This is a genomic window from Methylobacterium sp. E-065 (genome assembly GCF_022829605.1).
Taxonomy (GTDB): Bacteria; Pseudomonadota; Alphaproteobacteria; order Rhizobiales; family Beijerinckiaceae; genus Methylobacterium.
In genome coordinates this window covers 1-24,578 of record NZ_JAKSYD010000125.1, presented here as the reverse complement: position 1 = coordinate 24,578, position 24,578 = coordinate 1, and the positions used below count along the sequence as shown (strand labels likewise).

The window sequence follows — 24,578 nt, the reverse complement described above, 5'->3', positions numbered from 1 at the left end:
GTCGATCTCTCGCGATAAGTAAAAACGTCATAGATATGCCAGCAAAATACAGAGATAAGTCACGTAAAATCAGAAAGTATTATTCGGATAATGAAGAGCAACGAGACCGACCGCTGCTGTTTGAAAACTCATACCTTGGCGATCTCCATTTTGACCTTCGTATAGGCCAGCTTCCGACCAATATTTCCGAGCACGCATTAAGGTGTGTGCTCGGCGAAGCTCTGCTTAGAAATCCAGAAAATTCTTGGATTTCATACAGCCTGAACTCGAACAAATACATCGGCGTCGATCGATATGGCGGCCCGGACTTCCGGAGACTCAAAGTAAAAGGTGCCACTGAGTATGCTGCTTCACTGGGCTTGATATGCATCGATGCGGGCAAGAGCTGGGCGCAAGACGGCTACGGCAAACAATCGAGATTCACCGCCACTCCGACCCTCATCCAAATGGCGGGACTCGAGCCCGCTATCATCAAACATCCACGCGAGTTGATCCGCTTAAAAGATGAGAAACACACTCTCATTGGATATGTAGATACTGATTTTACAATCGAACTACGCAACGACCTCCGAGAGTGGAATGATCACATCTCCCAGTTTCACATCTGGGTCGATGATCCACATGTGAAATGGACGAACACGGGTGTAGTCAAGATCTGCTCGCAAAGAGAGAATGGAGGCCACTTCTTCATTCGACCCGACTCAGTCGCTATGCACCGCGTGTTCAATGACAACTCATTCAAACTGGGTGGCCGCGCTTTCGGTCCATTCTGGCAATCGCTGCCTAAAAGCATGCGGAAGAACGTCAGGATCGACAATAGCTACACGGCATCCGGGGACTATTCGTGCTCCCATCTACGGCTGGCGTATGCCGAAGCTGGTCTCGATCCTGGGGTGGAAGACGGTTATGCCATTCCGGGCTACGAAGATCCAACCGGTCGATCACTGGTAAAGATCGCTACCAACATAGCGATCAATTGTAAGAACAACAATCAGGCACGAAGGGCTGTTTCAGACCAGGTCGCTTGGATGGAGAACGGGAGTCTAGGGCCACAGAAAGGTAATACGAACCATAAGGATGCGGTAAAAGTCCTTGAAGCAATCCTTGATAAACATCATCGCATCAGCGAAGCTTTCTACTCTGGATCAGGACTTCGATTCATGGCTATAGAAGCTCGGATCCTGGCAGATGTTGCCAGGGCGGCTCGGCAACGAGGGATCGTTACCCTACCAGTTCACGATGAACTGATCTGTCAATCACAGCATATTGATATCGTGAAGGACCTGATGACGGAAAAGTGGTCCGAGACGGTTCCCGTCAGACCGATTGTAAAGTAATCTATCAACAGTGTATTACATAGGGGATGGGGGTTTCGGCCCCCTCCCCCTGGGATGGCCTTGGACGCTGTGCCTGAGCAGCTCTATCAGGTGGCCCTCTGATAATGTTGACACTCTGCTGATTTCTCTATGTCCCTGTAGAGACATTTATTTGTAGGCGGTCGATGTCCTTTTTTTATTTAGAGCAATCTGGTACTTTATTGCTGTAAGGGAATGTTTGTTTTTTTAAGATCTATTAATTAATCTACATTGTATTACATAGGGGGAGAGGCCTATGTGGGTATGGACTGTGTCCCCTGATGGGCTCTGGCCTCTCTAGACCTACCAGAGGCTAACCATTGCTTTCTTCTTGTCATAGTTCCGAGGCTCTAGCCTCCCTTGGATAAGACGCTCTCCTCTTCCGTCTCTGATTGATTAGACGGAGGGTTGCTCCCTCTGCTCTAGTCCTGTCCATCTACATATGTATCGCGAAGAAGTGTTACGCTATCTGATCTCTGATCGGGGTTATTATGTACTTCTAGCTGTCTTAATGACATGAACGATGATTCGTAGAAAGCTATGAACATATAGAATTCGAAGAACACTCGTCGTCGACGATCCGAATAGATGAAAGCCTTCCCTTATATCCCCGAGAATTCCATGCCGAAAAGCAATGCCCGAACGAGTGGGGACTCTCGATCGGCATATTTAGGAAAGTCATTTACTTTGTCTCTTAGTTATTTTCAAAAGTCAGCTCGCTACCTTAAATGGAAGAAATTTCGTGGCAAATGGACCATCGCACACCAACGTGGCAAGACCGGTTCTCAGCTTATCATGAGGGACAGCGACTTCTATCTCAATAATCGAATTGACTCAACAAGTCGCAGAAAAAATTTCTACTGTGATGGATTAGCTCAGAAATACGATAATGTGCCGTACTCGGTGAGTTGTATTTGCGGAAACGTTGTCACCTGCTATGAAGTCCAAACGAATTATGCCCAGCCTACCTTCATGTGTGCTAGCTGCGGTCAGAGTAGAAGACAAACTATCGGATCCGCCGGGATCGTGTGCACCACTTATGCGGATCTATTTGTGGCACTTCCAGGTAGAACTGCAAAGGACAGGGAGCTACGTAACGAGACCCTTCGTTATATGAGGGAAGCTAAAGATTTCAGAAAATATGTTACGGCGGGAAAGGCAAAGAAATTCCTTGCGCGAGGGAAGCTCAGACGACAAATGAGCCAATATAAGAACGCGATCTAGCTGTCAGCGGCGATGCACTTTTCTGAGTGTGTCGCCTTTTTTCGTGCTTAGCGAGCTTGAAAGCTCGATCAGGGCTCGCCGGGCTGCGTTGCCACTCTGCGATGTGAACTGGCTACCGCCGACATATGGACGGATGGTGCTGTTCTTCCTGGCAATCAGCAGGATCATTCCGCGGCCAGGGACAAAGACGGCCTACTGGTGGGCTCAGCATCGCTGAGCGTTCTCGAACACTCGTCGAGATGGCGCCGATACCAGAGGGCGTAGAGAGCCGGAAAGAACAGCAGCGTTAGGAACGTCGCTACGAACAACCCACCCATGATGGTGATCGCCATCGGTCCCCAGAATGCGCTCCGCGACAGCGGGATCATCGCCAAGACCGCGGCAAGAGCAGTCAGCACTACGGGCCGAGCCCGCCGCACGGTCGCCTCCACGATCGCTTCGCGCAAGGTATGCCGTCCCGACTTCCGGTCAGTCTCGATCTGATCGACGAGGATCACGGCGTTGCGCATGATCATACCGGCGAGCGCGATAAGCCCGAGCAGGGCTACGAAGCCAAATGGCTTGCCGGACAGGTTCAGTGAGAACGAAGCGCCGATCAGGCCAAGCGGTGCAGTCAGGAACACGAGGAACAATCGGGCGAAGCTCTGAAGCTGGATCATTAGAAGGCTGAGCATCGCCAGCACCATGACGGGGAAGAGGGCGAACAGCGAAGCGTTGCCCTTGTCGGCTTCCTCGACAGCACCGCCGATCTCGAGACGATAAGCCGGTCCCAAGCTGTCTCGGATCGGCTTCAGCAAAGGCCAGATCGCGTTGGTTATGTCAGGCGGCTGGACGCCATCGACGACGTCGGTGCGCACCGTGATCGCCATATCGCGGTTGCGCCGCCAGAGGATTGGTTCCTCGTCCACGTATTCCAAGCGGGCCACCTGAGCCACGGGAACGGCTACACCGTTGCGAGACACCACCGTCAGATCGGATAGGCGCCCCAGAGACAGACGCTCAGACTGCGTTGCACGAGCTACGATGCCCACCTGCTCGATGCCCTCACGCATCGTGGTGACAGTGACTCCAGAGATGAGGGTTTGCAGGGATTGGCTGATGTCCTGGACGTTGAGACCGAGAGCCCGAGCCCTCTCCTGATTGACCACCAGGCGGATCGTTGGCGAAAGTTCGTTCCAGTCGAGTTGCGGCTCGACGACCTTGTCGTTGCTGCGGACGACGTCTCGGACTCGGTAGGCGATCTCCCGGACCTTAGCTGGATCCGGTCCAACCACGCGGAACTGTACGGGAAAGCCGACAGGCGGACCGAAGTTGAAGCGGTCGACGCGAACACGCGCTGCGCTCAAGGCGCCTTGCGCAACAAGTTTTTCGATGCGAGCTTTCACCCGCTCACGAGCTTCCGTGTCCTTGGCGACGATGACGATCTCTGCGAAAGCCTCGTTCGGCAATTCCGGATTGAGTCCCAGCCAGAAGCGTGGGCTCCCACGGCCCACATAGGCGGTGTAGGTGTCGATATCGGGATCGTCGCGGCCAATCAGCCCTTCCGCCTCTTCCACAGCCTTCAGCGTCGCACCGATGGCACTTCCCTGCGGCATGCGGATCTGAAGGAACAGCTCCGGTCGTTCCGAGAGAGGGAAAAATTGCTGCTGCACGTGACCGAAGCCGACGATGGAAGCCACGAACACTCCTAAGGTGGCGAGCGCCGTCGTTCCTCGAAAGCGGACACACCAACCTACGACCCGCCTCAACCCGCGGTAGAGGCGGGTATCGTAGACCGCATCGCCATGAGCGTCGTCATCGTGCTTGACTAGGTTTCGCGGCAATAGGAGCACGCCGAGATAAGGCGTGATGATTACCGCTACGAACCAGGAGGCGATGAGGGCGATCGCAACCACCCAAAAGATGCCGCCGGCATACTCGCCTACCGCCGAGTTAGCGAAGCCCACGGGCAGGAACCCAGCAACCGTTACCAGCGTCCCGGTGAGCATCGGGAGGGATGTTGAGTCCCAGGCGAAGGCGGCGGCCCGCATCCGGTCCCAACCCTGCTCGATCTTCACCACCATCGTCTCGACGGCGATGATGGCGTCATCCACGAGAAGACCGAGGGCGATGATGAGAGCGCCAAGCGTGATCCGGTGAAGCTCAATCCCGAGCGCCTGCATGACGATGAAGGTCAGAGCCAGGACCAATGGCACCGAGAGCGCCACGACGATGCCGGTCCGCCAACCCAGCGAGAGGAAGGTGACCCCGAGTACGATGACAAGAGCTTCGACGAACGATCGCTCGAACTCGAACATCGCCTCATCCACGACCTGAGGCTGGTTCGCGATACGGCTGAGCACAAAGCCTTGCGGCACAGCTTCCATGAAGCCATCCTTGGCCGCCTCGACCCCTGAGCCGAAAGCCTGGATGTTGGAGCCCTTGGCCATCACGACACCGATGCCCAGGGCTGGGTGACCCTCTTGACGAACGAGGTTGTCCGGAGGATCGACAGTGCTACGGGTGATGGTAGCGAGGTCACCGAGTCGAACGATGCGCCCGTTGGCTTCTACGGGCGTTTCAGCGACGGCCTGAACACCGTCTAGCGCACCAGTGACCCGCAAGGGAATGCGCTGGGCCGACGTCTCTACAATACCAGCAGGCGTTATGGCGTTCTGACGACTCAGAGCGTCGAACAGCACCTGCGGAGCAATGCCTAGGGTAGCCAGCTTGGCATGGCTGAACTCGACGAAGATGCGTTGGTCCTGGACCCCATAGAGGTTAACCTTGACCACGCCCTCGACCTTCAACAGGCGCTGTCGTAGTCCATCTGCGACAAGCTTAAGCTGAGCGTAATTCGCACCCTCGCCGGTGAGCATGTATAGCAGTGAATCCACATCCCCGTATTCGTCATCGACCGAGGGTCCGATAACTCCGGCCGGCAACTCTCCGCGAACGTCGTCGAGCTTCTTCCGGATCTGATAGAACAGAGTCGGGACCTGCGCCGACGGCGTGTTGTCCCGAAAGGTGACCTGCATCGCCGTGAAGTTCGGCTTCGAGTAGGTCACGACCTTCTCAAACCAGGGCAGCGTCTGTAGCCGTTTCTCGATCCGATCGGCGACCTGGTCCTGCATTTCCTTGGCTGTAGCACCCGGCCAAATTGCTGTGACGACAGCAACCTTGATGGTGAAGTTCGGATCCTCAGCGCGGCCCAGCCTCAGAAATCCGAGGGTTCCCGCAGCCGCGATGGCGAGAATCAGGAACAGCACCACCGGGCGGTGGCGCACGGCCCAATCAGAGAGGTTGAAGCGCCGCATCGGGCCGGTCTCTTCCCCTAGGGCCGCAGTCAGAACTGGAGAGAGTCGACGATGCGAACACGCTGGCTTGCATCGAGCTTCTGTGCGCCCAATCGCACCACCTGCGAGCCCTCTGCAAGGCCGGATGTGATCAAAGCGTCCTGGGCATCGTAGCCAGCGAGGCGCACCGGCTTGAGGGAGAGACGACCCCCGTCCTCCACGATCCAAACGGCTGGCCCACTCCCCTGGTTGATAAGCGCAGAGAGAGGAACCCGCATCACACGTTCGCCCTCAGATTGGCCGAGGGTTATAGTAGCGGTCATGCCAAGCTTCACCGTATCGTCTGCTCCTGGCAGCGAGAAACGTGCGAGGTAGGTCCGAGTCATGGCATCCGCGGCCGGCGCCAGCTCACGTAGGCGAGCCTCATAGGTCACACCCGCATTCGACCACAGCCCCACGCTGGCCTTGCCAGTGCGGGCAAGCGATACTAGCGCCTCAGGGATGGCGACCACCGCCTCACGCTCAGCTGTGTATGCAACGCGAATTGCCGCCTGTCCCGGTGAGATCACCTGTCCGGGCTCGATGAGGGTTTCGGTGACCACACCAGCACCATCGGCTCGCAGAACCGCATAGGACGCTGCGTTTCGTGCAAGCGACAAGGCTCGCTCCAACCGAATCGTACGGCTCCGCACCTCTTCTGTAGTAGCCCGTTGCCGGTCGACGATGGAAGCAGGTGTCCAACCCTGGACGGAAAGCGTAATGGTCCGCTTCAGGTCCGCCTCGGCCTGAACCAAGGCAACCTTGGAAGCACTAAGCTCGGCGTCCGCTTGTTCGATCTGAAGGCCAAGGTCCGTCTCATCTAAGGTAGCTAGGGCTGTTCCGGCCTCGACGATGTCGCCGACGTTGATGAGCCGCTTAGCAACCTTGCCTTGGACACGAAACCCGAAGTTGCTCTCGATACGAGGGCGGATCGTGCCGACAAAGCTGCGTTCCGGAACGCGCAGCTCAGAAGTGACCCGTTGAACAAGAACTGGCCGTCCCACCTGTGGGGGATCAGAGCGAACTCCGCTTGATTCCGCCTGAAAGCCAACGAGCGAAAGTCCAAGCGCCACCGACAGCGGCAACAACAAACGATCTATTCGAGGCTTCAACAAGATCGGTTCTCCGCAGAATAACCGGCGACAGACAGCGTTGGGCTAGGCGTCGCAAACCTCTGCCTTCATCCCCGGTCTCTATTTAGCTTATAGGCTTCTTTACGATCGTTTATCAAAAAGGCGAAGATGCGTCGATTCGCCGACAGCTTGCCTTCCGTCATCTGGTCGTGGAACTTCCCCTGGATTTTGCCGCAGCCGAGGCTTCAACCGTGCTCGAAGATTCTGTTCATTCGAGATATCCGAAAGTGAATGCGCACGATTGCTTCACCACATCCGGTAATGACTGCTGACCTGCGTTCGCGCAAGCGATAATACGGTAATGAAAGCGGTTGAACAAGGCTGTCTTTGGGTAAATTACTTCCGCTCTTCAAACATTTGTCTCTTGCCACTGAGTAAGGCCTGTCCTTCGGTCGTTTCAATGCCTTCGGAATCGATGCTGAACGACTTCTGGGTCTCCGGGGATGCAGGGTAATCCACGCCTCTGCACTCATTGAGCGTCATCCTGATTCCAAGCGACATTCCGAGCGATCCGCCGGCTCGCCTACGGACGCCGTTGCATTAAGGCACCGATTGTGTCCGAACTCGACCGGTAGATTGAAAGGTAGAACCCTTTCAGTCCAAGCCCAAGCAGTAGAAAGCCACCAATCATGCACGCCTCGAAAACTAGTTGCTTGGGTTGTGTTGTAGAGAATTTACCAAGAGTGCCGCCACTGAGCGGAGTAAACAGTCATACCAAATATCAAACCATCACCCCCCCCTAAGAGCAGCCGAGCTCAATAAACCTCAATCAAGGCGTTGCCGCAGTCCCCACAAGGCTATGATTTGCTGCAAATAAAGCCGCGCTGAAATGCCGCGATAGCGACCGCTCGTGAGCAAGTCTCGTTGCGATCAATCGGTCTCAGTAGACGACCGGGCTTGGCATCGACGGGACGCCCAGAATGACGCAACTGCTTCAAACCCAATGGAGCTATCGAACCGTTCCAAACAGAATTTTGTCCGAACTATTTATAATAAACGCGTAATCATTACCGTGATTTATTGACCGCCCAGTCTGTCTGCAGTATTTTTTACATAGCTGAGACAGCGGCGTCGCGCCTGCCGATCCTTTATCCGCTCGAAATTTTCGAGAAGGTCGGCGATTTCCAAAAATCTTTCCGACTGCATCTGCTCGGTCGAAACTAGCAGTGCCAATTTTTCAGCGGGAACTCCTAGCAAACTCGCAACTCGCAAGTATGAAGTTTCTGCGTCCACCTTCCTCGCTCCGCTGTATCCGATCCTTACTATGAAGAACGAAGGTAAATATTCTATTCACAGAGCCGTGTAGTTGCAGCCCGACCCGTCACTGTTCCAACGAGATTGAAGGAGAATCAAGTCTTTGGTATCCCAAATAGAGACCGGTTGATCTAAGCGCGAATCTGCTAACCGATAATATTCCTAACCGAAGCGAGCTCGCCGACAATAGACCACTCAAACCTTCGTCTGCCGACTGACTGCAGACAGTTGTATGGCTTCCAGCTGTGCATCGATAAATTGTAGGGCAACGAATGAGTATTGACGCAATGCTAAGGTAACAATATCATTGCTAATATTCCTATCGCGCACTGCGGCAAAGATGCTCATCTATAATAAAGTTCAAAGGCGCGGACATAGAATACCTCAGCCGAACCTCGCCCGCCGTAGGTCTGTTGGCTCGGCGTGGGGATGTTCGTAAGACTCTGCTGGAGCAGGCCTGCCGAGATAATATCCCTGGAGATAATCAACCTCGTGCTCGACACAAAGGCGACGCTGATCCTCCGTCTCAACGCCTTCAACGACGATCGCACATCCTGTACTGCGGACCAAATCGATAATACTCTTAAACATTTCCGCTCCCTTCAAAGTATTTGTTGAATGCAAAAACGAGTGATCCACCTTAACCGCGTCGAATTCAATCTCACGAACACAAGACAATCCGGCGAATCCAGTTCCAAAATCGTCAAGCCAAATCTTGACACCAAGATTCCTTAATTCGCGAATGCTGCTCAAAATCTCAGGTTGACCCTCTATTTGAAGACTTTCGGTAATCTCGATCACAAGTCTATGCGGGGAAACGCCAGCATCGCTCATAATCTTGGCTACCATTGCCGAAAAAGTTGTCTGCTTAAGTTGGACCGGTGAAACGTTGACGCTCACTAGCGGCACTGCGTCAGTTGCGAGAAGCTGTTGACAAGCAGTCCTGATCGCCCAGAGTCCGAGCTTCACGACAATGCCCATCCGCTCGGCTAACGGAATGAAAACCGCTGGAGAGATGGGTTTGCCAGAGGGAGTCGTCAGTCGCATCAACGCCTCCGCACCCACGATCTCTCCAGAAATCGCGTTTACGAGTGGCTGGTAGACCAGCGATACGAGTTTTCGATCCTCCGCCGTACGGAGCAGATCGGCTAAGTTTTCTTCAGTTTCCGCCCGCGTCGTACTTTCTTGATCAAACAATCGTACGCAATTTCTACCAGTCCTCTTCGCGTCGTACAGGGCTCGGTCGGCTTCGGTGATCAAACGCTCCACTCGCGTACCTGGAACGTCTTGACTGAACGCAGCACCCACACTCACAGTGACCATCGAGGTGCTGTCGGGCCTCTGTTCGTGCGGGATAGCTAAATTTTCCACTGCCCGCCGGATCGTCTCGGCGATGTGTTGAACATACTCTCGATTTGGAGACGGAGCGACGAGAATGAACTCTTCTCCGCCGAAGCGACCCACCATGTAGCCGTTCTCAGCACCAGCAGTTGCCATTGCATTTGCGACGGCTTCTAAACAACGATCGCCTTCCTGATGCCCGTAACGATCGTTGTAGATCTTGAAATAGTCGACATCAACCAAAACGACCGCGAAACTGATACGTTGGGTTTGCCAATCCCGCCAATAGGCGCCGAGTTCTTCGTCAATCGCGCGCCGATTGGCCAACCCCGTCAGCGCATCGGTCGTGGACAGGCGAAGCAAAGCCGCGCCACGCTCCATTGCTTCCTTTTGCCGGATTTCCGCACGAGCCGCGTTGAGAAAGACCAAGAAACGCTCTGAATTTAAGCTCCAATTGACGTAAAGGGTGAGAATGTAAGTCGAGAAGTATAAAGCGCCGACCGCTACGACATATTCGAGGCTAATATGTCGATTTATAAATATGTCCGCTTGCGACAGCAATAAAATCGTTGTAGAAGAAACTATCGCGATCCAGAACCGGAAATTGAAAAAGACATTCTGTCCGATCATGAATACTACGCCGTAAGTTGCGTAATACGTCATGTTCGTTTTGTACGAGCTCAAGTCGGAAATTACCAGCCATGCTAAATAAGCAAAAACAGTCGCCGCGGCGCAGTGCAGCTCGATAGACAAAGAACGTACGCCAACCTTAAATAGGAGTTCAGTGCCTATGATGAAGATAGCTCCTATGGTCAGTCGAGCGAATAGATCCGGAACGAATACATCGTTGATGAGAATGTAGTCGGTGAACGCGAATAAAATATAGACTGCCCCAGCAATATGAGCGGAAATCCGGGCGCTCTGCCGACGCCATTGCTCCCGTTCAGCAGCATAGAGTTCCTTTACCGCACGACAGCTTCGGACGTACCACGGCCTGCGTAGCTCTTCGTCGAGAAAATCCGGAAGAGGCGACACCATTGCTGTTTCGTTCCAAGCTTTGCCGGCAGGCTCACTGCCTCGAAGCGCCAGATGATCCAAAAGCAGACCGTCTGCGTGAAAAACAAATCCCGATCACAGTGGACGGTAGCCCTTCACAGATCCTTAGCGAGCGCCAGTTTCGGAACTAGATCCATCAGCGGTCTGCCACCATGTATGTTCAAGCTTACCGATTGCTTCCTTTTTGAGGCGTCAGCGTATGTTCTGGCGAAGCGAACCGAGACCGGCCGAGCACCGCGCGATACATCATGTAATTAACAACCGAGATTGCGTTAGGCAAATCGCCTTTTAGCTTCAACCATCATTAGGTGACCCAGGGCGTTTCAGAGCCTTTGCACCATCGGTCAGCGTATCTTACAAACGGCTAATAATTATCTCGAAGACGGGCGTACGCCTCATTCCTCGATTGTTGTCAGCCAGAGTGGCCACCCGAATTTTGAGATGCTGGCATCGTCGGAACTGACGACGTCCTGGTCAGTCAGCGTCTAACAATCAGCGGACATAGCATGCACCTAATGCACAGACGCTGACGATCACATCACGTTTTCAGCCGTCAACCCGCTGCCAGTACTTCAAAATCGTGTCGCTTTGTGTACGCTTTGTTGGCGTCGGAGCACTAGGCGGCCGAAACGGGCACAAATTGCTGGATAGATACAGGCAGTGAAGCTCTTTAGAAACGATAGGTCAGCCCTGAGTGAAGAACAACGGGATCAAGGCTAACACTGGAACGAACCGGTAAGCCAGACAGATATCCTTTGGTTGTCGTAGTTACAAAACCTTTTTTGACGTCAAAGAACGCTCCCCAGTGCGCATCGAACATGAAATCAAAGCCGGCTTGGAGAACGGGTCCAATGGCGTCATCCGTCCGGTAGCGTCGAATGAGCCTATCTTCGTCCGCGAAAATCAGGAGCACTGCGACGCCGACACCGATATAAGGCTGGAGGGGTCCGAGGCCATCGAAGTGGTAGTGAATTGTTGCGGAAAAGGGACCACCTCTCGACTTTCCAATGGTACCAGAGCCACTTAAAGAGCCAGATGCTTCGATTTTTGAGAGGGGCGGAACGCCGCCGCTCAATGATGCGGCGATATTTGAGGTCAAAAAGTATCCCGCCTCAGCGGCGAATGTCGCACGATCATTAATTGTCACCGCGGCTCCTGGAACACGAGCATTGGCGATGCTGATCCGCGCACTGACGTCGTTGAATATCCCAGCCAAGCCGACGTGCAGGTAGAATGATGGCGGCGCGAGCGTTGGTATCTGCGCGGCGTCGGCGGCAGCGAAGTCGGCGGCCATGGCGGCCGTGGTCGCTAAGAAGGACGAGACAACCGTAGCCAAAAGTTGGGTCGACATGTGGAACTTCGCCCGATCAGATTCCTCTGGTTTGTACCCCTTTGATTCTCGCCAGGTAGTTAAGAACAGCATCGTTGACGGAAGTTTGAACGGGCAACCCGGGTAAACGCACAGGCAAGTTCCTGTGGTTGGAAGGGGACACTTGCACACGCAAGTGGTCGAGGACGGCTCGGAACATGCACCAACAATGCAATCTAGTGGATTGAATCCAACGTTTGATGCCCACGTGCTGCGGCCGCGATGATGGTGTCTGGGTCGGCTTTCCAGCGGAAGGGGGTCGGGTCGAGGTTATGTTCGGCGAGGTAGCGGTTGATGGCTGCCTGGAGATCGACGACGCCGAGGAAAGTGCCACGCCGGAGCCGGCGCTTGGTGAGGGCAGCGAAGAAGCCCTCGACGGCGTTCAGCCAGGACGCACTGGTTGGGGTGAAGTGGAAGGTGACGCGCAGGTGGCGAGCCAGCCAAGCGATGACCTTGGGGTGCTTGTGGGCCGCGTAGTTATCGAGGATCACGTGCATGGCCTTGCTGGCCGGGACGGTTTTCGCGACGGTGTTGAGGAAGCGAATGAACTCCTGATGGCGATGGCGTTGCATGCAACGGCCGACGACCTCGCCATCCAGCACGTCGAGGGCGGCGAACAGGGTCGTCGTGCCGTGGCGCTTGTAGTCGTGCGTCATGGTGCCGACCCGGCCTTTTTTCAGCGGCAGTCCCAGTTGCGTTCGGTCGAGAGCCTGGATCTGGCTTTTCTCGTCGATCGACAGCACGACGGCATGGGCAGGCGGGTCGACGTAAAGCCCGACGATGTCGCGGACCTTGGCGGCGAAGGCCGGATCGTTGGAGAGCTTAAAGGTCCGGATGCAGTGCGGCTGCAGCCCGTGCGAGTGCCAGACGCGCTGGACATAAAAGAGGCTCACGCCTGCCGCCTTCGCCATGGCCCGCCCGGTCCGCTGGGTCGTCTCGCCCGGCGGCTCGTCCAACGTCAGTACCGTGACATTTAGAGGCGCACTGACCAGCGGTCCCGCACCATACCCTCGCGGCTTGTAAGTAGCAGACGCCTGTTCCCCCCGCCCTCTCGAGTCCAGTCAGGCGGCGGCCATGGGCTTTGATCATCGCGACCGATCCGAGGGTCGAACGAACCGATTTGCTCGTAATTTTGCGTCGTCGCCTACTAAACAGGCATGCCGGGATCGGATCGGTGAGCTCACTCAAGCCACGCCTACGAAATTGCTTGAACGTGTTGTATCTTTATCATTGTAGTTAACAAAAACCGTATGGTAACCATGCTTCGGAGTTAACGCATATTAACTTTCCGGAGTTGGATGTGGATCGCCTCAAGGCTGTCTTAACCGAGGCTCATGAGAGACTTTCATCAGAGCCCGAATTAGGTGTCATAGAGTGGTTGGCGACGGAACTCAGTACGTCTTTCGATCAAGCGGTGACAGATGGTGACGTAGAGGAATTTCAAAGCTTCTGCCGTTCTCATCCGCTCTCTCAAATTCTACTAATGGACCCATATGCCCGGCGTGCATTCGAAAAGCCTCGCGGATATGCGGGCGATGCGGTCATGCTTGACTACATATATAGGCCAAGCAGTTCTTCTTTGAACGGACTAGCTGGCGTGATACATCAAGCCACGACGACCTTGCCAAATGCTAAAAGTATTTTATGGCGCCGTGACTACCTCGCCAATCTGATAAACAGCACCATGCTCTCCAGGGAGCAGGCAGAAGTCCTGTCAGTCGCCTCAGGCCACATGCGGGAGCTCGATGGCCTAAGAGACATTACCACAGATACCAACGTCAGGTTTACCGCGCTTGACCAAGACGCGGATTCCATCGCTGAAGCTAAAACGACATACAAAGAATATATCATATCGGGAGAAACCAAGAGCTTCGCATCATTGATCAGAGAGCGTGCCGTTACTAAAAGATATGATTTAGTATATTCCGCAGGTCTATTCGACTATCTGCAAGACAGCACTGCAGTTGCTTTAATTAAGGCGATGTTCAGCCGCTTGCAGCCTGGCGGAGTTCTCTCAATCGCGAACTTTACACGCGACAGTCACGGCCGCGGCTTTATGGCTGGTTTCATGGATTGGTGCCTTATTTACCGGAACGAGGAAGACCTAAGGTCCCTTGCTGACGCCGCTTGTCCAAAAGCATCTCACAGAATATTTCGGGATCAGCCGCGTAACGTTGTTTATCTGGAGCTCTTCGCAGACCGCAACGAACAATGACAAGCACGGGGCGCCTGCGGTTTCTCGCGAGACGTCATCTACTGCATATGAAGGTTCTGGTGTCGTTCGCGGCCATATCACTACGGATGGGGTGAAGGAAAGGCTTAGTAAGCGCCTCGCCTTCGTCTCGGAGGCCAGAGTATGCTCCAGAGTTCAATTCGATCGGCGGAAACCTACGTCGGGGCCTTTACTCGCCTATTCGAGGAGAGAGCGCGGGGCTCTCCGTCGTCGCCTAAAGCCACGTAGGTCAACACGCCCTCGGTCACCTTCTCCATATTGGTGCCGGCTCAGTCCCGAACCCAGGTCTCGATCTTGACCGCTATGGAGGTGCCGCCTTCCTCCTGAAGGGTGCAGTAGACGCTCACCTCGTCCCCAACCGAGATGGGCCGAAGGAAACGCATGGCCTCGATGCTGACGGTCACGAAGCACCCCTGAGTGTGTTGAGCGACGAAGGTCCCGCCAGCCAGATCCATCTGAGAGACGGTCCAACCCCCGAAGATGGCGCCAGAGGCGTTGGTGTCCCGGGGCATGGCCACGGTTCGTAAATGCGGACCACCAGGGACGTTCGGGATCTCGTCGGCCATTCCTGCCCTACTCGTCCTACTGTGCCGTCCAGGAGGCCGCCTCAGCAGGCGGTGAGCCCTCATGGGCGAACTGGTCAGCAGGGTCTTGGCTCGCCAAGCCTCACGCCCGGTGTGCGGTCCAGCTTCCGCTGCAGGTCAGCAAGCTACTGTCTTGGGTCCGCCATGTGCCACGACCGACCTGATCCCCCTCGACCCTTCCAATCACAAGCGCCGTCGTTGCGGCCGTGGATATGGTCCCGTGCACAGCCCCTGCCTGTGAAATTCCGCCTCTCACGGAATACAGGATGCTGGAGGACACGGTCGCTTAACCGCTCGCGACATTCATCTCAAGGCTTAGGTTGGCAGGGCAACCTCCGCTCACGGTGGTCGCCTCGATGGTCCATCGTCCGTCATACTTGGCTGGCACAGAGACCGGATTGCCCGCCGCCAAGGCTAGCGGAGCACTAGTGATCCACATCAGGACCGCTGCGGAAAACGCTTGTCGACGCATTGTATGAACCGCCGTCGGATCCCCCACAATAGACCTACGTGGCGCGGCTTTCAGCACAAAGCCGCCATCCGTCGCGGCTATAAGGTTCGCAGGGACAAACCCGCTTATCTAGATCGAGACATCTGCCTATGGGCGACGCCGCCACCGAAGGGCTTGCACTTCTGAGCTGGCGGAGATGGTAGCCATGCAACACTTCGACGCGGATCAACGTCCGTGGCGATGACCTTGTACCTTTTAAAGACGATCCGAACCTCCGTGGATCGCTTTGACAGCAACGGGAATGCCATGCTTGTGCTGGCAGCACAGTGGGGGCACTTCATCAGTTACAAACGCCACAAATGGCCGGACGAACAATCCGGCTATCGTTATAGATGAATAACAATTTATCAAGTATGTTCTAAGGCTTTGTGCCGATGGTGTCCGCGTGCACCAAGTGTGCGGGGCTCAACGAGTGATGATCGAAGCGTGGAATTCTGTCTGAATTCTCCGTGATTTTCTGAATTAGCGCACGGAACTCATTAATGTCCCGAGTGCCCATCATGCCCTTGATCTTGTCGAAATAGACCAGCGAAATGGCACGGGCGAACAGTTCGAAAGACACGGAGCGGAACGATGCGTAGAGCAGGGTGAACGGGTACCACCTCATTCCCCTTTTCTCGCTAGCCAGATACAGCACGAGATCGGCAGCCATGATGTGCCGGAAGTCCACACCCACTCCCTTGCTGCGCTCCTCAATCATGGTGGCTTGTAAGGAGATCTTACGAAGGTTCAAGCGCCGGTTGCGGGCTTCCAGAGACTGCAGGTGGTCCATAAATTCGCGGAACGTGCTCATGGGTCGGTGGTCGTTGTTGACGATATTGCCCACGTAGTAATCGGTTTGGATCATGTGCGCGGCCATTCCGAAACGCTCGCGCGAGATCATCGCCGCCAAGAAGTACAGGAACAACTCATTGCAGATGAATTTGAAATTATCGAAGGTCCAACTCGTGTAGCCCTGGCTTGGCGTGGGATAATTGAATGCAATAAGCCGCTCAAAGAACCGATGGATCACCGATGCCATCTCATCCGTGGGACGGAATGCTGCTACGATGAGGAAGAACTCGATTAGTTCGTTGCGGTAGGGCAAAAACTGCTCGATGCTCTCGACCACTGTGTCGTCGAAATTCTCACCGCCGCCTTGAAGGCGGAACTGTTCCATCTCCATGATGACCGTGCCGAGATACTCGCCAGCGAGAGCCTCGCTCTGGTCCCTGCCAGCCTTCATGGCATCCATCACGCGCCGGAAAGGCACCGCAGTGGCAAGTTTGATCGTGCTCTCATTAGAGAGGAACGCGGGAGCCTTTCCCAGGTCGGGCTTCACATAAAGAGGCTGGTCGTAGATCCAACGCAGCAACCGGTCGAACTCCTCGGCATACTGGGCTTCGTTGAGCAGATCGATGTAGATGCGACCCTTGTAGTAAGTCGGCAGGTAGGCATTACCTTCCTCATCGCGCTCACGCACGACGGCGACGAACTTATCTTGATTCGTCTTAGTATAGAGGCTGGCCGAAATAATCTGTGCTTCTGTGCCAGCGCCGCCTGTTCTATTATCGCTCTTTTCTGCGTACTTTTTATCGCACACCATGATGACTTTGCTGATGTCATCGCGTGACACCATTTGCTCCATGAAAGCATTGGCATCGTGGCCCTCGCGCAGATCCCATTTGTCGAGGATGACGTCGACGGCTTGGCTTCGCAGTTCCTCCGCAAAGTGCAACACCCAGGCCTCGTGATCGGGCGTGGTCCAACTGTAGGAGATGAAAGCCTTGGGCGGCATGCACTGGCTCCGCAGGGAAACGAAAAGTGAACATTACCCAACCGTTGGCGCGATGCAATATGGGGTCAGCCGGGCGGTAGCTCCCAGGCAATGGCACAACGGTTGATGGCATGACCGACGATAAGTCCCTCGTGATCCGTGGGTGGCAGAGAGCCGGTGCTTGGGCGGCACTTTTTGGATCGGACCTATGCAGCGCCGATTACCCAAGGCCGAACGTCATCTACGCGGCCAGGCCTGAGCCCGTGACGAAGAAGGCCAAGTTCAGCCACCGACCATTCGAAACCGCGACACCCTTGGCCGAGCGCCTCCAACTCACGCTCAGAGCGGATTATGGGGTCTCACAGGAACAGGAACTGGTGGAGGAGATCCGGAAGCTCACCGGGGTCATCATCGTCTTCTGGGAGCACAAGGCCATCGTTACGGATCTGATCCCGGCCTTGAAGGGTGACCAGATCATCCCCGGAGTTCCGACCAAATGGGATGGCGACCGATTCGACGTGGTGCTTCGGTTCGATAGGGCCGTTCCCGACGCACCCTGGTCCTTCCGCCAACTCTCTCCGCGCCTCATGAGCGGTGATAGCGATGCCCCGTTCTCACAGGTTGAGGGTTAAAGGCAAGCCGTCTGATACCAATACGTCCCAGCTTCGGCCTGACCCTGCTTCCTAGTTTGATACTCATCCTACGCGTCGCTTGGGTTTCCGCTTCATGAAGAGGAACGTCGGCGTCCTGCTGCCACCAGGAACCTTCCGATCTGGGTTTCATCACGGCGCGGCACTCAACAGCGGCCCGGACCCTCAACCAATTAGCTGGCCAAAATCACGGAGTCTTCGGCCGGCAGCCAGCTCGATCCAGCTTCTTCGTGCGGCTTAAATAAATGTGATTTTGGCCGCCTCCGTGTTGCGTCCATGTTGCATGGAGTACCCGCAAGCGCCTCGGCTCGTATCGTAACCCGTTGTAAAATAAGGCTCCGTGTTGCGACGTGTTGCGGACTCGAATGATGCGGTCGCAGCAACAAAAAGCCCGCCAAGTCACTGACGAGGCGGGCTAATTTCTGGCGACCCCGGTAGGGCTCGAACCTACGACCTGCCGCTTAGAAGGCGGCTGCTCTATCCAGCTGAGCTACGGGGTCTGGTGCCGGGCCGGGTTCGTAGCAGCCACCCCGTCGCCTGTCATCAGGCCCCGAACGCACCCACGAGGCGGCCATGCCATCCGCAGGGATTGATCGACCGGGTGCGCGCGGCACGAAGACCCGTGGTCAGCGCACCATTTCATTGCATTGGCCGATCAACTCTGGACGACAACCGATATTGGCCACACTCCCGACGCATTCCCCCTGCTTTCGACTGTAGACAGCCGAGCTTACCCGCTGCGCCGCGGCGCAGCACCATTCAGTTCGACGATTGCGCGGCGGGACATGGGACGTCCAGAGACATGACGATCGACGCTCGGAAGACCGGTGCCGGCGCAATGGATGCGTCCGCGCGACCCGGGTCACAGGCGGCCCTGCTCAGCCGCCGGGCCTTCCTGGCCGGGTCGTCCCTCGGGGTCGGCGCCCTGGCGCTCGGCGGGTGCGGGACAACCGACACCCTGTTCCTCGCCGAGGCGACGAAGACCTACGGGCCGATGCCGAATGAGAAGTTCCCGATCCCGGCTGCCGACATCAGCAAGGTCGATCCGAAATACTATCGCCGGACCGTCAGCTACGACACGAAGGAAGCGGCCGGCACGATCATCGTCGATCCCGCCAATTACTACGTCTATCGCGTCGAGGGCGACGGCACCGCAACCCGGTACGGCGCCAATGTCGGCCGCCAGGGGTTTCTGTGGAACGGCGACGCCTATGTCGGACGGAAGTCCGAATGGGCGACCTGGACGCCGCCCGCGGAGATGATCCGGCGCCAGCCCGAAGCGGCGAAATACGCCCGCGGCATGCCGGGCGGCCTCGAGAACCCGCTCGGCGCCCGAACGCTCCACCTCTACCAGAACGGCGCCTATACGCTCTACACGATCTACGCGAGCAGCGATGCCGAATCGATCGGCACTGGCATCACGAGCGGCTGCGTCGGCCTGCTCAGCCAGGACATGATCCACCTCTACGCGCGCACGCCGGTCAAGACGAAGGTGGTCGTCCTGCCGGCGTAAGCAGGTTTCGCGGAAGTGACAGCCGGCTTTGCGATGAAAACCTGCGAGCGGACAGGGATATAAGCGGCGGATGCGTTGGCGTGCCAATGCAACTTTGTATCGTCGAGCACGATCAGGTCCGGAGCCGGTCCCGCCGCGAAGAGATGCACTGGAAGCAGCCGGTCTATTACGGGTACCTCAGCGGGCTGTTCGGCGCCCCGCAGGTGGCGGAGCCGACGCCGCCGCGCCTGGGCGAGACCGGCCCGCCTCCGCACTGCGGTCAGCCCTCACCCGACGCAGGCGCAGGCCCGCCACCCATGGATAGACGGCCGGCAGAACCACGAGGGTGAGCAGGGTCGCCGAGATCAGCCCGCCGATCACCACGGTGGCGAGCGGGCGCTGCACCTCGGCACCTGCACTGGTGGACAGAGCCATCGGCAGGAAGCCCAAAGCCGCCACCAGGGCCGTCATCATCACCGGGCGCAGTCGCATCTCGGCCGCCCGGGTGGCCGCCTCCCGGGGGTCGAGGCCGGTCGCCTCCAAGTCGCGGATGTAGCTCGTCAGCACGACACCGTTCAGGATCGCGATGCCGAAGGTGGCGATGAAGCCGATCGCCGCCGAGATGGAGAACGGCATGTCACGGAGCGTCAGCGCCAGGATGCCGCCGGTCGCAGCGACCGGCACGTTGAGGAAGATCAGCCCGGCGAGGCGGATGTCGCCGAACATCACCACCAGCAGGAGCAGGATCGCCCCGAGCGCCGCGGGCACCACGACGGTGAGCCGGGCGGTCGCCTCCTGCAGGTTCTGGAACTGGCCGCTCCAGACCAGCGCGTAGCGCGGCGGCAGGGTCACCTGCCGGGCGACCGCGGCCTTGGCGGCGTCCACGAAGCTCTGCACGTCGCGGCCGCGGACATTCGCCTGTACGGAGATCCGCCGCTGCAGGCGCTCCCGGCTGATCTGCGCCGGGCCGGAGGCCACATCCACGCTGGCGACCATCGACAGCGGCACCATCATCCGGCTTCCCGCCTGCCGAACGGGATCCCCGCCGGACCGGCCGACCGGTAGGGCGCGGATCCGCTCGATGTCGCTGCGGTCGGCCGGATCGAGCCGGACCACGATCTCGGTGATCGAATTGTCGTCGCCGTACACGACGCCGCTGGTCCGGCCGCCGATGCTCTCGACCATGTCGAGCACGTCCGACACGTTGATACCGTAGCGGGCTGCCTTGGCGCGGTCGACCTGGATCGACAGCGCCGGCATGCCGGCCTGCGCCTCGGCCTTCACGTCCGCCGCCCCGTCGATCCCGGAGACGGTGCGCACGATGGCGTCGGCTGTGTCCTTCAAGACCTTCAGGTCGTCGCCATAGAGGCTGATCGCGACGTCGCCGCGCACGCCCTCCAGCAGGTCGTCCATGCGCATCTGGATCGGCTGGGAGAAGCTGTAGGCTACGCCCGGCACCTCCTCCTTAAGGCGCTTGTCGAAGGCCGCCACGAGGCCCTCCTGCGTGCCGGCGGTTGTCCACGTGGCGGGGTCGGTGAGGGTGATGAAGCTGTCGGTCGATTCGACGCCCATCGGGTCGGTGGGGATCTCGGCGCTGCCGGTGAGCGAGACGACACGCTTCACCTCCGGAAACGACTTCAGCACCCGCTCGATGCGGGTCACTGTGGCGAGCGAGGCGGAGAGATCGATGCCCGGCAGCTTCTCGGAGGTGATGACGATGGAGCCCTCCGACAGCTTCGGCAGGAACTCGCCGCCGAGGCGCGTCGCCAGCACGCAGGAGCCGGCGAACAGGGCAAGCGTCGCCAGCACGGTGAGCCCGGCGTGCCGCTCGGCCGCCTTCAGCAGCGGCGTGTAGGCGGCCCGCATCCCATGGACGAGGCGGGTCTCGCGCTCGCCGACGCCGCGGCCGGCGAGGAAGATCGCAGCGAGCGCCGGCATCAGCGTCATGGTGACAACGAGGGAGCCCGACAGGGCCAGGATGACGGTCAGCGCCATCGGCACGAACATCTTGCCGGCCACACCTTCCAGCGCGAGAATCGGCACGTAGACCAGGATGATGATCGCCACCGCGAACATCACGGGCTTGGCCACCTCGGCGGCAGCGTCCCGGATCAGGTCCTCGGGCGGCCGGTCCGGATGCTCGCCGCGGGCGCGCAGCACGTTCTCGACCATCACCACGGCGCCATCGACGATCAGGCCGAAATCGATGGCGCCGAGGCTCATCAGGTTGCCCGACAGGCCGAGCAGCCGCATCCCGGCGAACGCCATCAGCATCGCAAGCGGGATCGCGGCCGCCACGATCAGCCCGGCGCGGAGGTTGCCCAGCAGCAGCAGCAGGACGACGATGACGAGCACCGCGCCTTCGAGGAGGTTGTGCGCCACGGTGTGGATCGTGCGGTCCACCAGCGCGCTGCGATCGTAATAGGGAACGATCTCCATGCCCGGCGGCAGTTGCGGTCGCAGGTCGTCGATCGTCTTCTTCACCTGCCCGACCACCGCGCTGGCATTCTCGCCGATCTGCATCAGCGCGATGCCGACCACCGTCTCGCCCTGCGCGTCGTGGGTCACGGCCCCGAGCCGGACTTTTGGAGCCTCGACCACCGGGCCCAGCGTCGCGAGCGTCACCGGCACGCCGCCGGGTCCCGTGGCGACCACGATGTTGGCGATGTCCTCCGGGCTTTTTGCGAGACCGAGGCCGCGGATCGTCTCCTGCTGGTCGTTGTGCTCGATATAGGCGCCACCCCGGGCGGCGTTGTTGTCGGCGAGCGCCGTGAAGACCTGGGCCAGGGTGATGCCGTAGCGGCGCAATGCGTCGGCCGAGACCCGGACCTCGTAGGTCGGCATCTGGCCGCCGTAGATGTTCACGTCGACGATGCCGGGCGTCAGCTTCAGCTTCGGCGCGATCGTCCATTGCAGGGTGCGGCGGAGCTGCATCGGGGTGTAGGCGGGCCCGCGCAGCTCGAACTGGTAGATCTCGCCGAGCCCCGTCGCCATCGGGCCCACCTGCGGGTCGCCGACGCCCGCCGGCATCATGCCCTTGGCCGCCGGCAGGCGCTGGAACACCTGATTGCGCGCCTCCGTGATCGGCACGCTTTCCGCGAAGGTGACGTAGACCGCCGAGACGCCGGCCCGCGAGGTCGAACGGATCCCGGTCAGGCCCGGCGCCCCCGCCATGGCGTTCTCGACCGGGAAGGTGACGAGCCGCTCCACCTCCAGCGGCCCGAGGCCCGGCGACAGGGTCAGGATCATCACCTGCTTGGGCGAGATGTCAGGCACCGCGTCGATCGACAAGCCGTCGAGGTTGGCGATCCCGCCCGCAGCTGCGGCGAGCGCGATCATGAGGATGAGGAACCGGCGACGGATCAGGAGGGCGAACCACGTCCGCATGGGAGGCCTCAATCCGTCGAGCCGAGCAGGCTGCGCAGCAGGATCGCCTTGAGCCCGAAGCTGCCTTTCGTCGCCACGATGTCGCCGGCCGCGACGCCGCTCTGCACCTCGACCCAGTCGGAGCGCTGGATTCCGAGTGTCAGGGCGCGCCGCTCGAACTGGTCCTCGGCTACGCGCACGAAGGCGATTGGCCCCTGCTCGGTCTGCTGGATCGCGGCCGCCGGGACGGTGACGCCGTCGCGGCCGAGATCCGCCGCGATGGTGACCGCGACGAACATGTTGGCGCGCAACAGGTCGCCCGGGTTGGCGAGTTCGATACGCGCGGGCGCCGTGTTGGTGGCGGGATCCAGGGCGGCGTTCACCGAGCGGACACGGCCCTCGAACGGATCGTGGCCCGGGACCGGGCTCTCCACGGAGGCGCCGTCGCCCGCCTTCACCCGTGCGGTATCCGGTCCGTAGAGGTTGGCCAGCACGAGGATGCGGGTCGGATCGGCCACCGTGAAGGCGTCGCGGGTGGTGTCGACGACCTCGCCCAGGGTCACGCCGACGCTGGTCACGACCCCGCCGATCGGGGTCACGACCGCGCTCGTGCCGGGGGCCGCCCCTTCGGCGGGGGCGAGGCGTTGGTACTGCGCCCGGTACATCTCGGCATTGGCCTGGCCCGATTTCACCGCCGCCTGCGCCTTGGCGAGATCGACCTGCCGCCGCTCCACCTCAGCCTGGGCGACGCCGCCGAACTTGAGCTGTTCCTGACCGCGCTTGAGCTGCAGCGCCGCCACCGCCTCGGACGCCTGCGCCTCGACGAGGGAGGCCTGCGCGGCGAGGTAGCCGTTGCGCGCATCGAGCAGCCCGGCGGCGTCGAGGGTCGCGAGGGTCGCGCCCGCCTCGACCCGGTCGCCGGGCTGGACCGCGAGGCTCAGCACCCGTCCTTGTGTGCGCGGCTTGAGATGCGTCACACGCCGCTCATCGAACGCGACGGTGCCGGGCACGCGCACCGGCAGAACGACCCGGCGGGTCTCGGCCGTCCCGAAGGCCAGGCCGATCCGCGTCTGCCCCTCCGCGTCGAGGGTGACGCGATCGGGGTTCGCCGGCGCCGCGTCGGGTTTGTCCGTCTCGGCCGCCGACGTGGCCGGCGCCAGGCCGAGCGCGGACAGGATGGGTGCGCGCTCGATCCAGCCGGCAGCGGCGAGGCCGGTCCCGACCAGCAGGAGGAGCACGCGGACGCCACTGCGGCGGGGCGGCACCACTGGGCCGGGCTTCGAGGCCACCTCGTCGTCCAAGCCCTCCGGCTCGACGGACTCAGCTTCCATGGCGCGGGCATGCGCCTCGCCGTTCAGCGTCATGGGCGCACGCGCCGCTGGCCGGGGATCGGCGACCTCATGCGTCGAAGCCAGGGCGCAGCACCTCCTCGCTCACGAAACGTCCGGTCTCGACCTCGCGGACCACCACCTCGTAGCCTTCACTGCGCAGTTCCTTCAGCCGGTCCATGGAGACGTAGCTCCGCGTCTCCACGTCGTAGAGACGGGACTGGGCGTAACGGTTGATCAGGCGCCGGGGACGCTTCTTCCTAGGCATGCGTGGTGCCCGTGGGATGGCATCGGACCGGGCGATGACGGTCAGGCTTCGAGGTTAGCCGCTGAAGCCGGCGGGAGAGCGCGACAGTCCCCCTCTCCCGTCCGGGAGTGGTTACGGGTGAGGGATGAGAAGCGTCAGAACCGAGCGCGCCATCACCGCGCGTGAAGAACGAGCCTTTTCCTAAACGTTCTCGACCCTCACGCTGGTCCGCGGTCGCCTCGTGCGACAGTCGCCGGGGCTGTTGCCCCTGCGCCTCGACCAGGCGGAACCGGTCATTCGTGCCGCAGATGTCGCCGACCAGGACCGGAAACTCGAACATTGCAAGGGGCCTCTGCTCGCTGAAC

Annotated in this window: 13 protein-coding genes, 1 tRNA gene and 2 pseudogenes; 4 read left to right on the top strand and 12 right to left on the bottom strand. The window is 58.8% G+C overall.

What is annotated here, in order from left to right; all coding sequences use genetic code 11:
• The first annotated feature begins 35 nt into the window (after window positions 1-35).
• Window positions 36-1,337, top strand: coding sequence for a hypothetical protein (locus MKK84_RS17210; protein WP_243921787.1), 1,302 nt, complete (start codon window positions 36-38; stop codon window positions 1,335-1,337).
• Window positions 1,338-2,743: 1,406 nt separating this feature from the next.
• Here MKK84_RS17210 and MKK84_RS17205 read toward each other — a convergent pair.
• From MKK84_RS17205 to MKK84_RS17185, 5 genes and pseudogenes are all read right to left on the bottom strand, one after another.
• Window positions 2,744-5,875 carry an efflux RND transporter permease subunit gene (locus tag MKK84_RS17205; RefSeq protein ID WP_243921785.1) on the bottom strand — a complete coding sequence of 1,044 codons (3,132 nt, stop codon included), beginning with the start codon at window positions 5,873-5,875 and terminating at the stop codon, window positions 2,744-2,746.
• 29 nt (window positions 5,876-5,904) lie between these two features.
• The gene (locus MKK84_RS17200) at window positions 5,905-7,008 is read right to left on the bottom strand and encodes an efflux RND transporter periplasmic adaptor subunit (protein ID WP_243921783.1); all 1,104 of its coding nucleotides are present in this window, start codon (window positions 7,006-7,008) and stop codon (window positions 5,905-5,907) included.
• Window positions 7,009-8,664: 1,656 nt separating this feature from the next.
• Window positions 8,665-10,719, bottom strand: coding sequence for a putative bifunctional diguanylate cyclase/phosphodiesterase (locus tag MKK84_RS17195; RefSeq protein ID WP_243921782.1), 2,055 nt, complete (start codon window positions 10,717-10,719; stop codon window positions 8,665-8,667).
• A gap of 628 nt (window positions 10,720-11,347) precedes the next feature.
• Window positions 11,348-12,028, bottom strand: a complete 681-nt coding sequence (locus MKK84_RS17190; RefSeq protein WP_243921780.1) for an OmpW/AlkL family protein — start codon at window positions 12,026-12,028, stop codon at window positions 11,348-11,350.
• 194 nt (window positions 12,029-12,222) lie between these two features.
• Window positions 12,223-13,065: pseudogene (locus MKK84_RS17185) on the bottom strand (IS630 family transposase); the annotation flags it as partial.
• A 281-nt stretch (window positions 13,066-13,346) separates the two neighbouring features.
• Between MKK84_RS17185 and MKK84_RS17180 the strand changes: the two are divergent.
• Window positions 13,347-14,261, top strand: coding sequence for a class I SAM-dependent methyltransferase (locus tag MKK84_RS17180; RefSeq protein ID WP_243921778.1), 915 nt, complete (start codon window positions 13,347-13,349; stop codon window positions 14,259-14,261).
• Window positions 14,262-14,548: 287 nt separating this feature from the next.
• On the opposite strand, the gene MKK84_RS17175 is transcribed toward MKK84_RS17180, so the two are convergent.
• Together MKK84_RS17175 and MKK84_RS17170 are read right to left on the bottom strand one after the other, a co-directional pair.
• Complete coding sequence (locus tag MKK84_RS17175; protein ID WP_243921776.1) at window positions 14,549-14,845, bottom strand: acyl-CoA thioesterase; 297 nt, start codon at window positions 14,843-14,845, stop codon at window positions 14,549-14,551.
• Window positions 14,846-15,732: 887 nt separating this feature from the next.
• Entirely contained in the window at window positions 15,733-17,151 is a 1,419-nt protein-coding gene (locus MKK84_RS17170; RefSeq protein ID WP_243921774.1) for an SEFIR domain-containing protein, read from the bottom strand.
• A 110-nt stretch (window positions 17,152-17,261) separates the two neighbouring features.
• Between MKK84_RS17170 and MKK84_RS17165 the strand changes: the two genes are divergently transcribed.
• Window positions 17,262-17,762 carry a histidine phosphatase family protein gene (locus MKK84_RS17165; RefSeq protein ID WP_243921773.1) on the top strand — a complete coding sequence of 167 codons (501 nt, stop codon included), beginning with the start codon at window positions 17,262-17,264 and terminating at the stop codon, window positions 17,760-17,762.
• A gap of 441 nt (window positions 17,763-18,203) precedes the next feature.
• On the opposite strand, the gene MKK84_RS17160 is transcribed toward MKK84_RS17165, so the two are convergent.
• A tRNA-Arg gene (locus MKK84_RS17160) sits at window positions 18,204-18,280 on the bottom strand.
• Window positions 18,281-18,582: 302 nt separating this feature from the next.
• Here MKK84_RS17160 and MKK84_RS17155 point away from each other — a divergent pair.
• A complete protein-coding gene (locus MKK84_RS17155; RefSeq protein ID WP_243921771.1) occupies window positions 18,583-19,293 on the top strand; it encodes a L,D-transpeptidase in 711 nt (236 codons plus the stop codon).
• Between the two features lie 177 nt (window positions 19,294-19,470).
• Here the strand turns inward: MKK84_RS17155 and MKK84_RS17150 are convergent, their stop codons facing one another.
• The 4 genes and pseudogenes from MKK84_RS17150 to MKK84_RS17135 form a co-directional block, all read right to left on the bottom strand.
• Window positions 19,471-22,659, bottom strand: coding sequence for an efflux RND transporter permease subunit (locus MKK84_RS17150; RefSeq protein WP_243921768.1), 3,189 nt, complete (start codon window positions 22,657-22,659; stop codon window positions 19,471-19,473).
• An 8-nt stretch (window positions 22,660-22,667) separates the two neighbouring features.
• Window positions 22,668-24,002, bottom strand: coding sequence for an efflux RND transporter periplasmic adaptor subunit (locus MKK84_RS17145; protein ID WP_243921766.1), 1,335 nt, complete (start codon window positions 24,000-24,002; stop codon window positions 22,668-22,670).
• 34 nt (window positions 24,003-24,036) lie between these two features.
• Window positions 24,037-24,234 carry a polyhydroxyalkanoate synthesis regulator DNA-binding domain-containing protein gene (locus MKK84_RS17140; protein WP_243921764.1) on the bottom strand — a complete coding sequence of 66 codons (198 nt, stop codon included), beginning with the start codon at window positions 24,232-24,234 and terminating at the stop codon, window positions 24,037-24,039.
• A 211-nt stretch (window positions 24,235-24,445) separates the two neighbouring features.
• Window positions 24,446-24,553: pseudogene (locus tag MKK84_RS17135) on the bottom strand (glucokinase); the annotation flags it as partial.
• Window positions 24,554-24,578 lie beyond the last annotated feature (25 nt).

Excerpts from the sequence above, each read along its gene's own strand:
- MKK84_RS17210 (WP_243921787.1), top strand. The coding sequence starts at position 36 with ATGCCAGCAAAATACAGAGATAAGTCACGTAAAATCAGAAAGTATTAT.
- MKK84_RS17175 (WP_243921776.1), bottom strand. The coding sequence starts at position 14,845 with ATGGCCGACGAGATCCCGAACGTCCCTGGTGGTCCGCATTTACGAACC.
- MKK84_RS17165 (WP_243921773.1), top strand. The coding sequence starts at position 17,262 with ATGACCGACGATAAGTCCCTCGTGATCCGTGGGTGGCAGAGAGCCGGT.
- MKK84_RS17170 (WP_243921774.1), bottom strand. The coding sequence starts at position 17,151 with ATGCCGCCCAAGGCTTTCATCTCCTACAGTTGGACCACGCCCGATCAC.
- MKK84_RS17205 (WP_243921785.1), bottom strand. The coding sequence starts at position 5,875 with ATGCGGCGCTTCAACCTCTCTGATTGGGCCGTGCGCCACCGCCCGGTG.
- MKK84_RS17190 (WP_243921780.1), bottom strand. The coding sequence starts at position 12,028 with ATGTCGACCCAACTTTTGGCTACGGTTGTCTCGTCCTTCTTAGCGACC.
- MKK84_RS17145 (WP_243921766.1), bottom strand. The coding sequence starts at position 24,002 with ATGACGCTGAACGGCGAGGCGCATGCCCGCGCCATGGAAGCTGAGTCC.
- MKK84_RS17155 (WP_243921771.1), top strand. The coding sequence starts at position 18,583 with ATGACGATCGACGCTCGGAAGACCGGTGCCGGCGCAATGGATGCGTCC.
- MKK84_RS17150 (WP_243921768.1), bottom strand. The coding sequence starts at position 22,659 with ATGCGGACGTGGTTCGCCCTCCTGATCCGTCGCCGGTTCCTCATCCTC.
- MKK84_RS17140 (WP_243921764.1), bottom strand. The coding sequence starts at position 24,234 with ATGCCTAGGAAGAAGCGTCCCCGGCGCCTGATCAACCGTTACGCCCAG.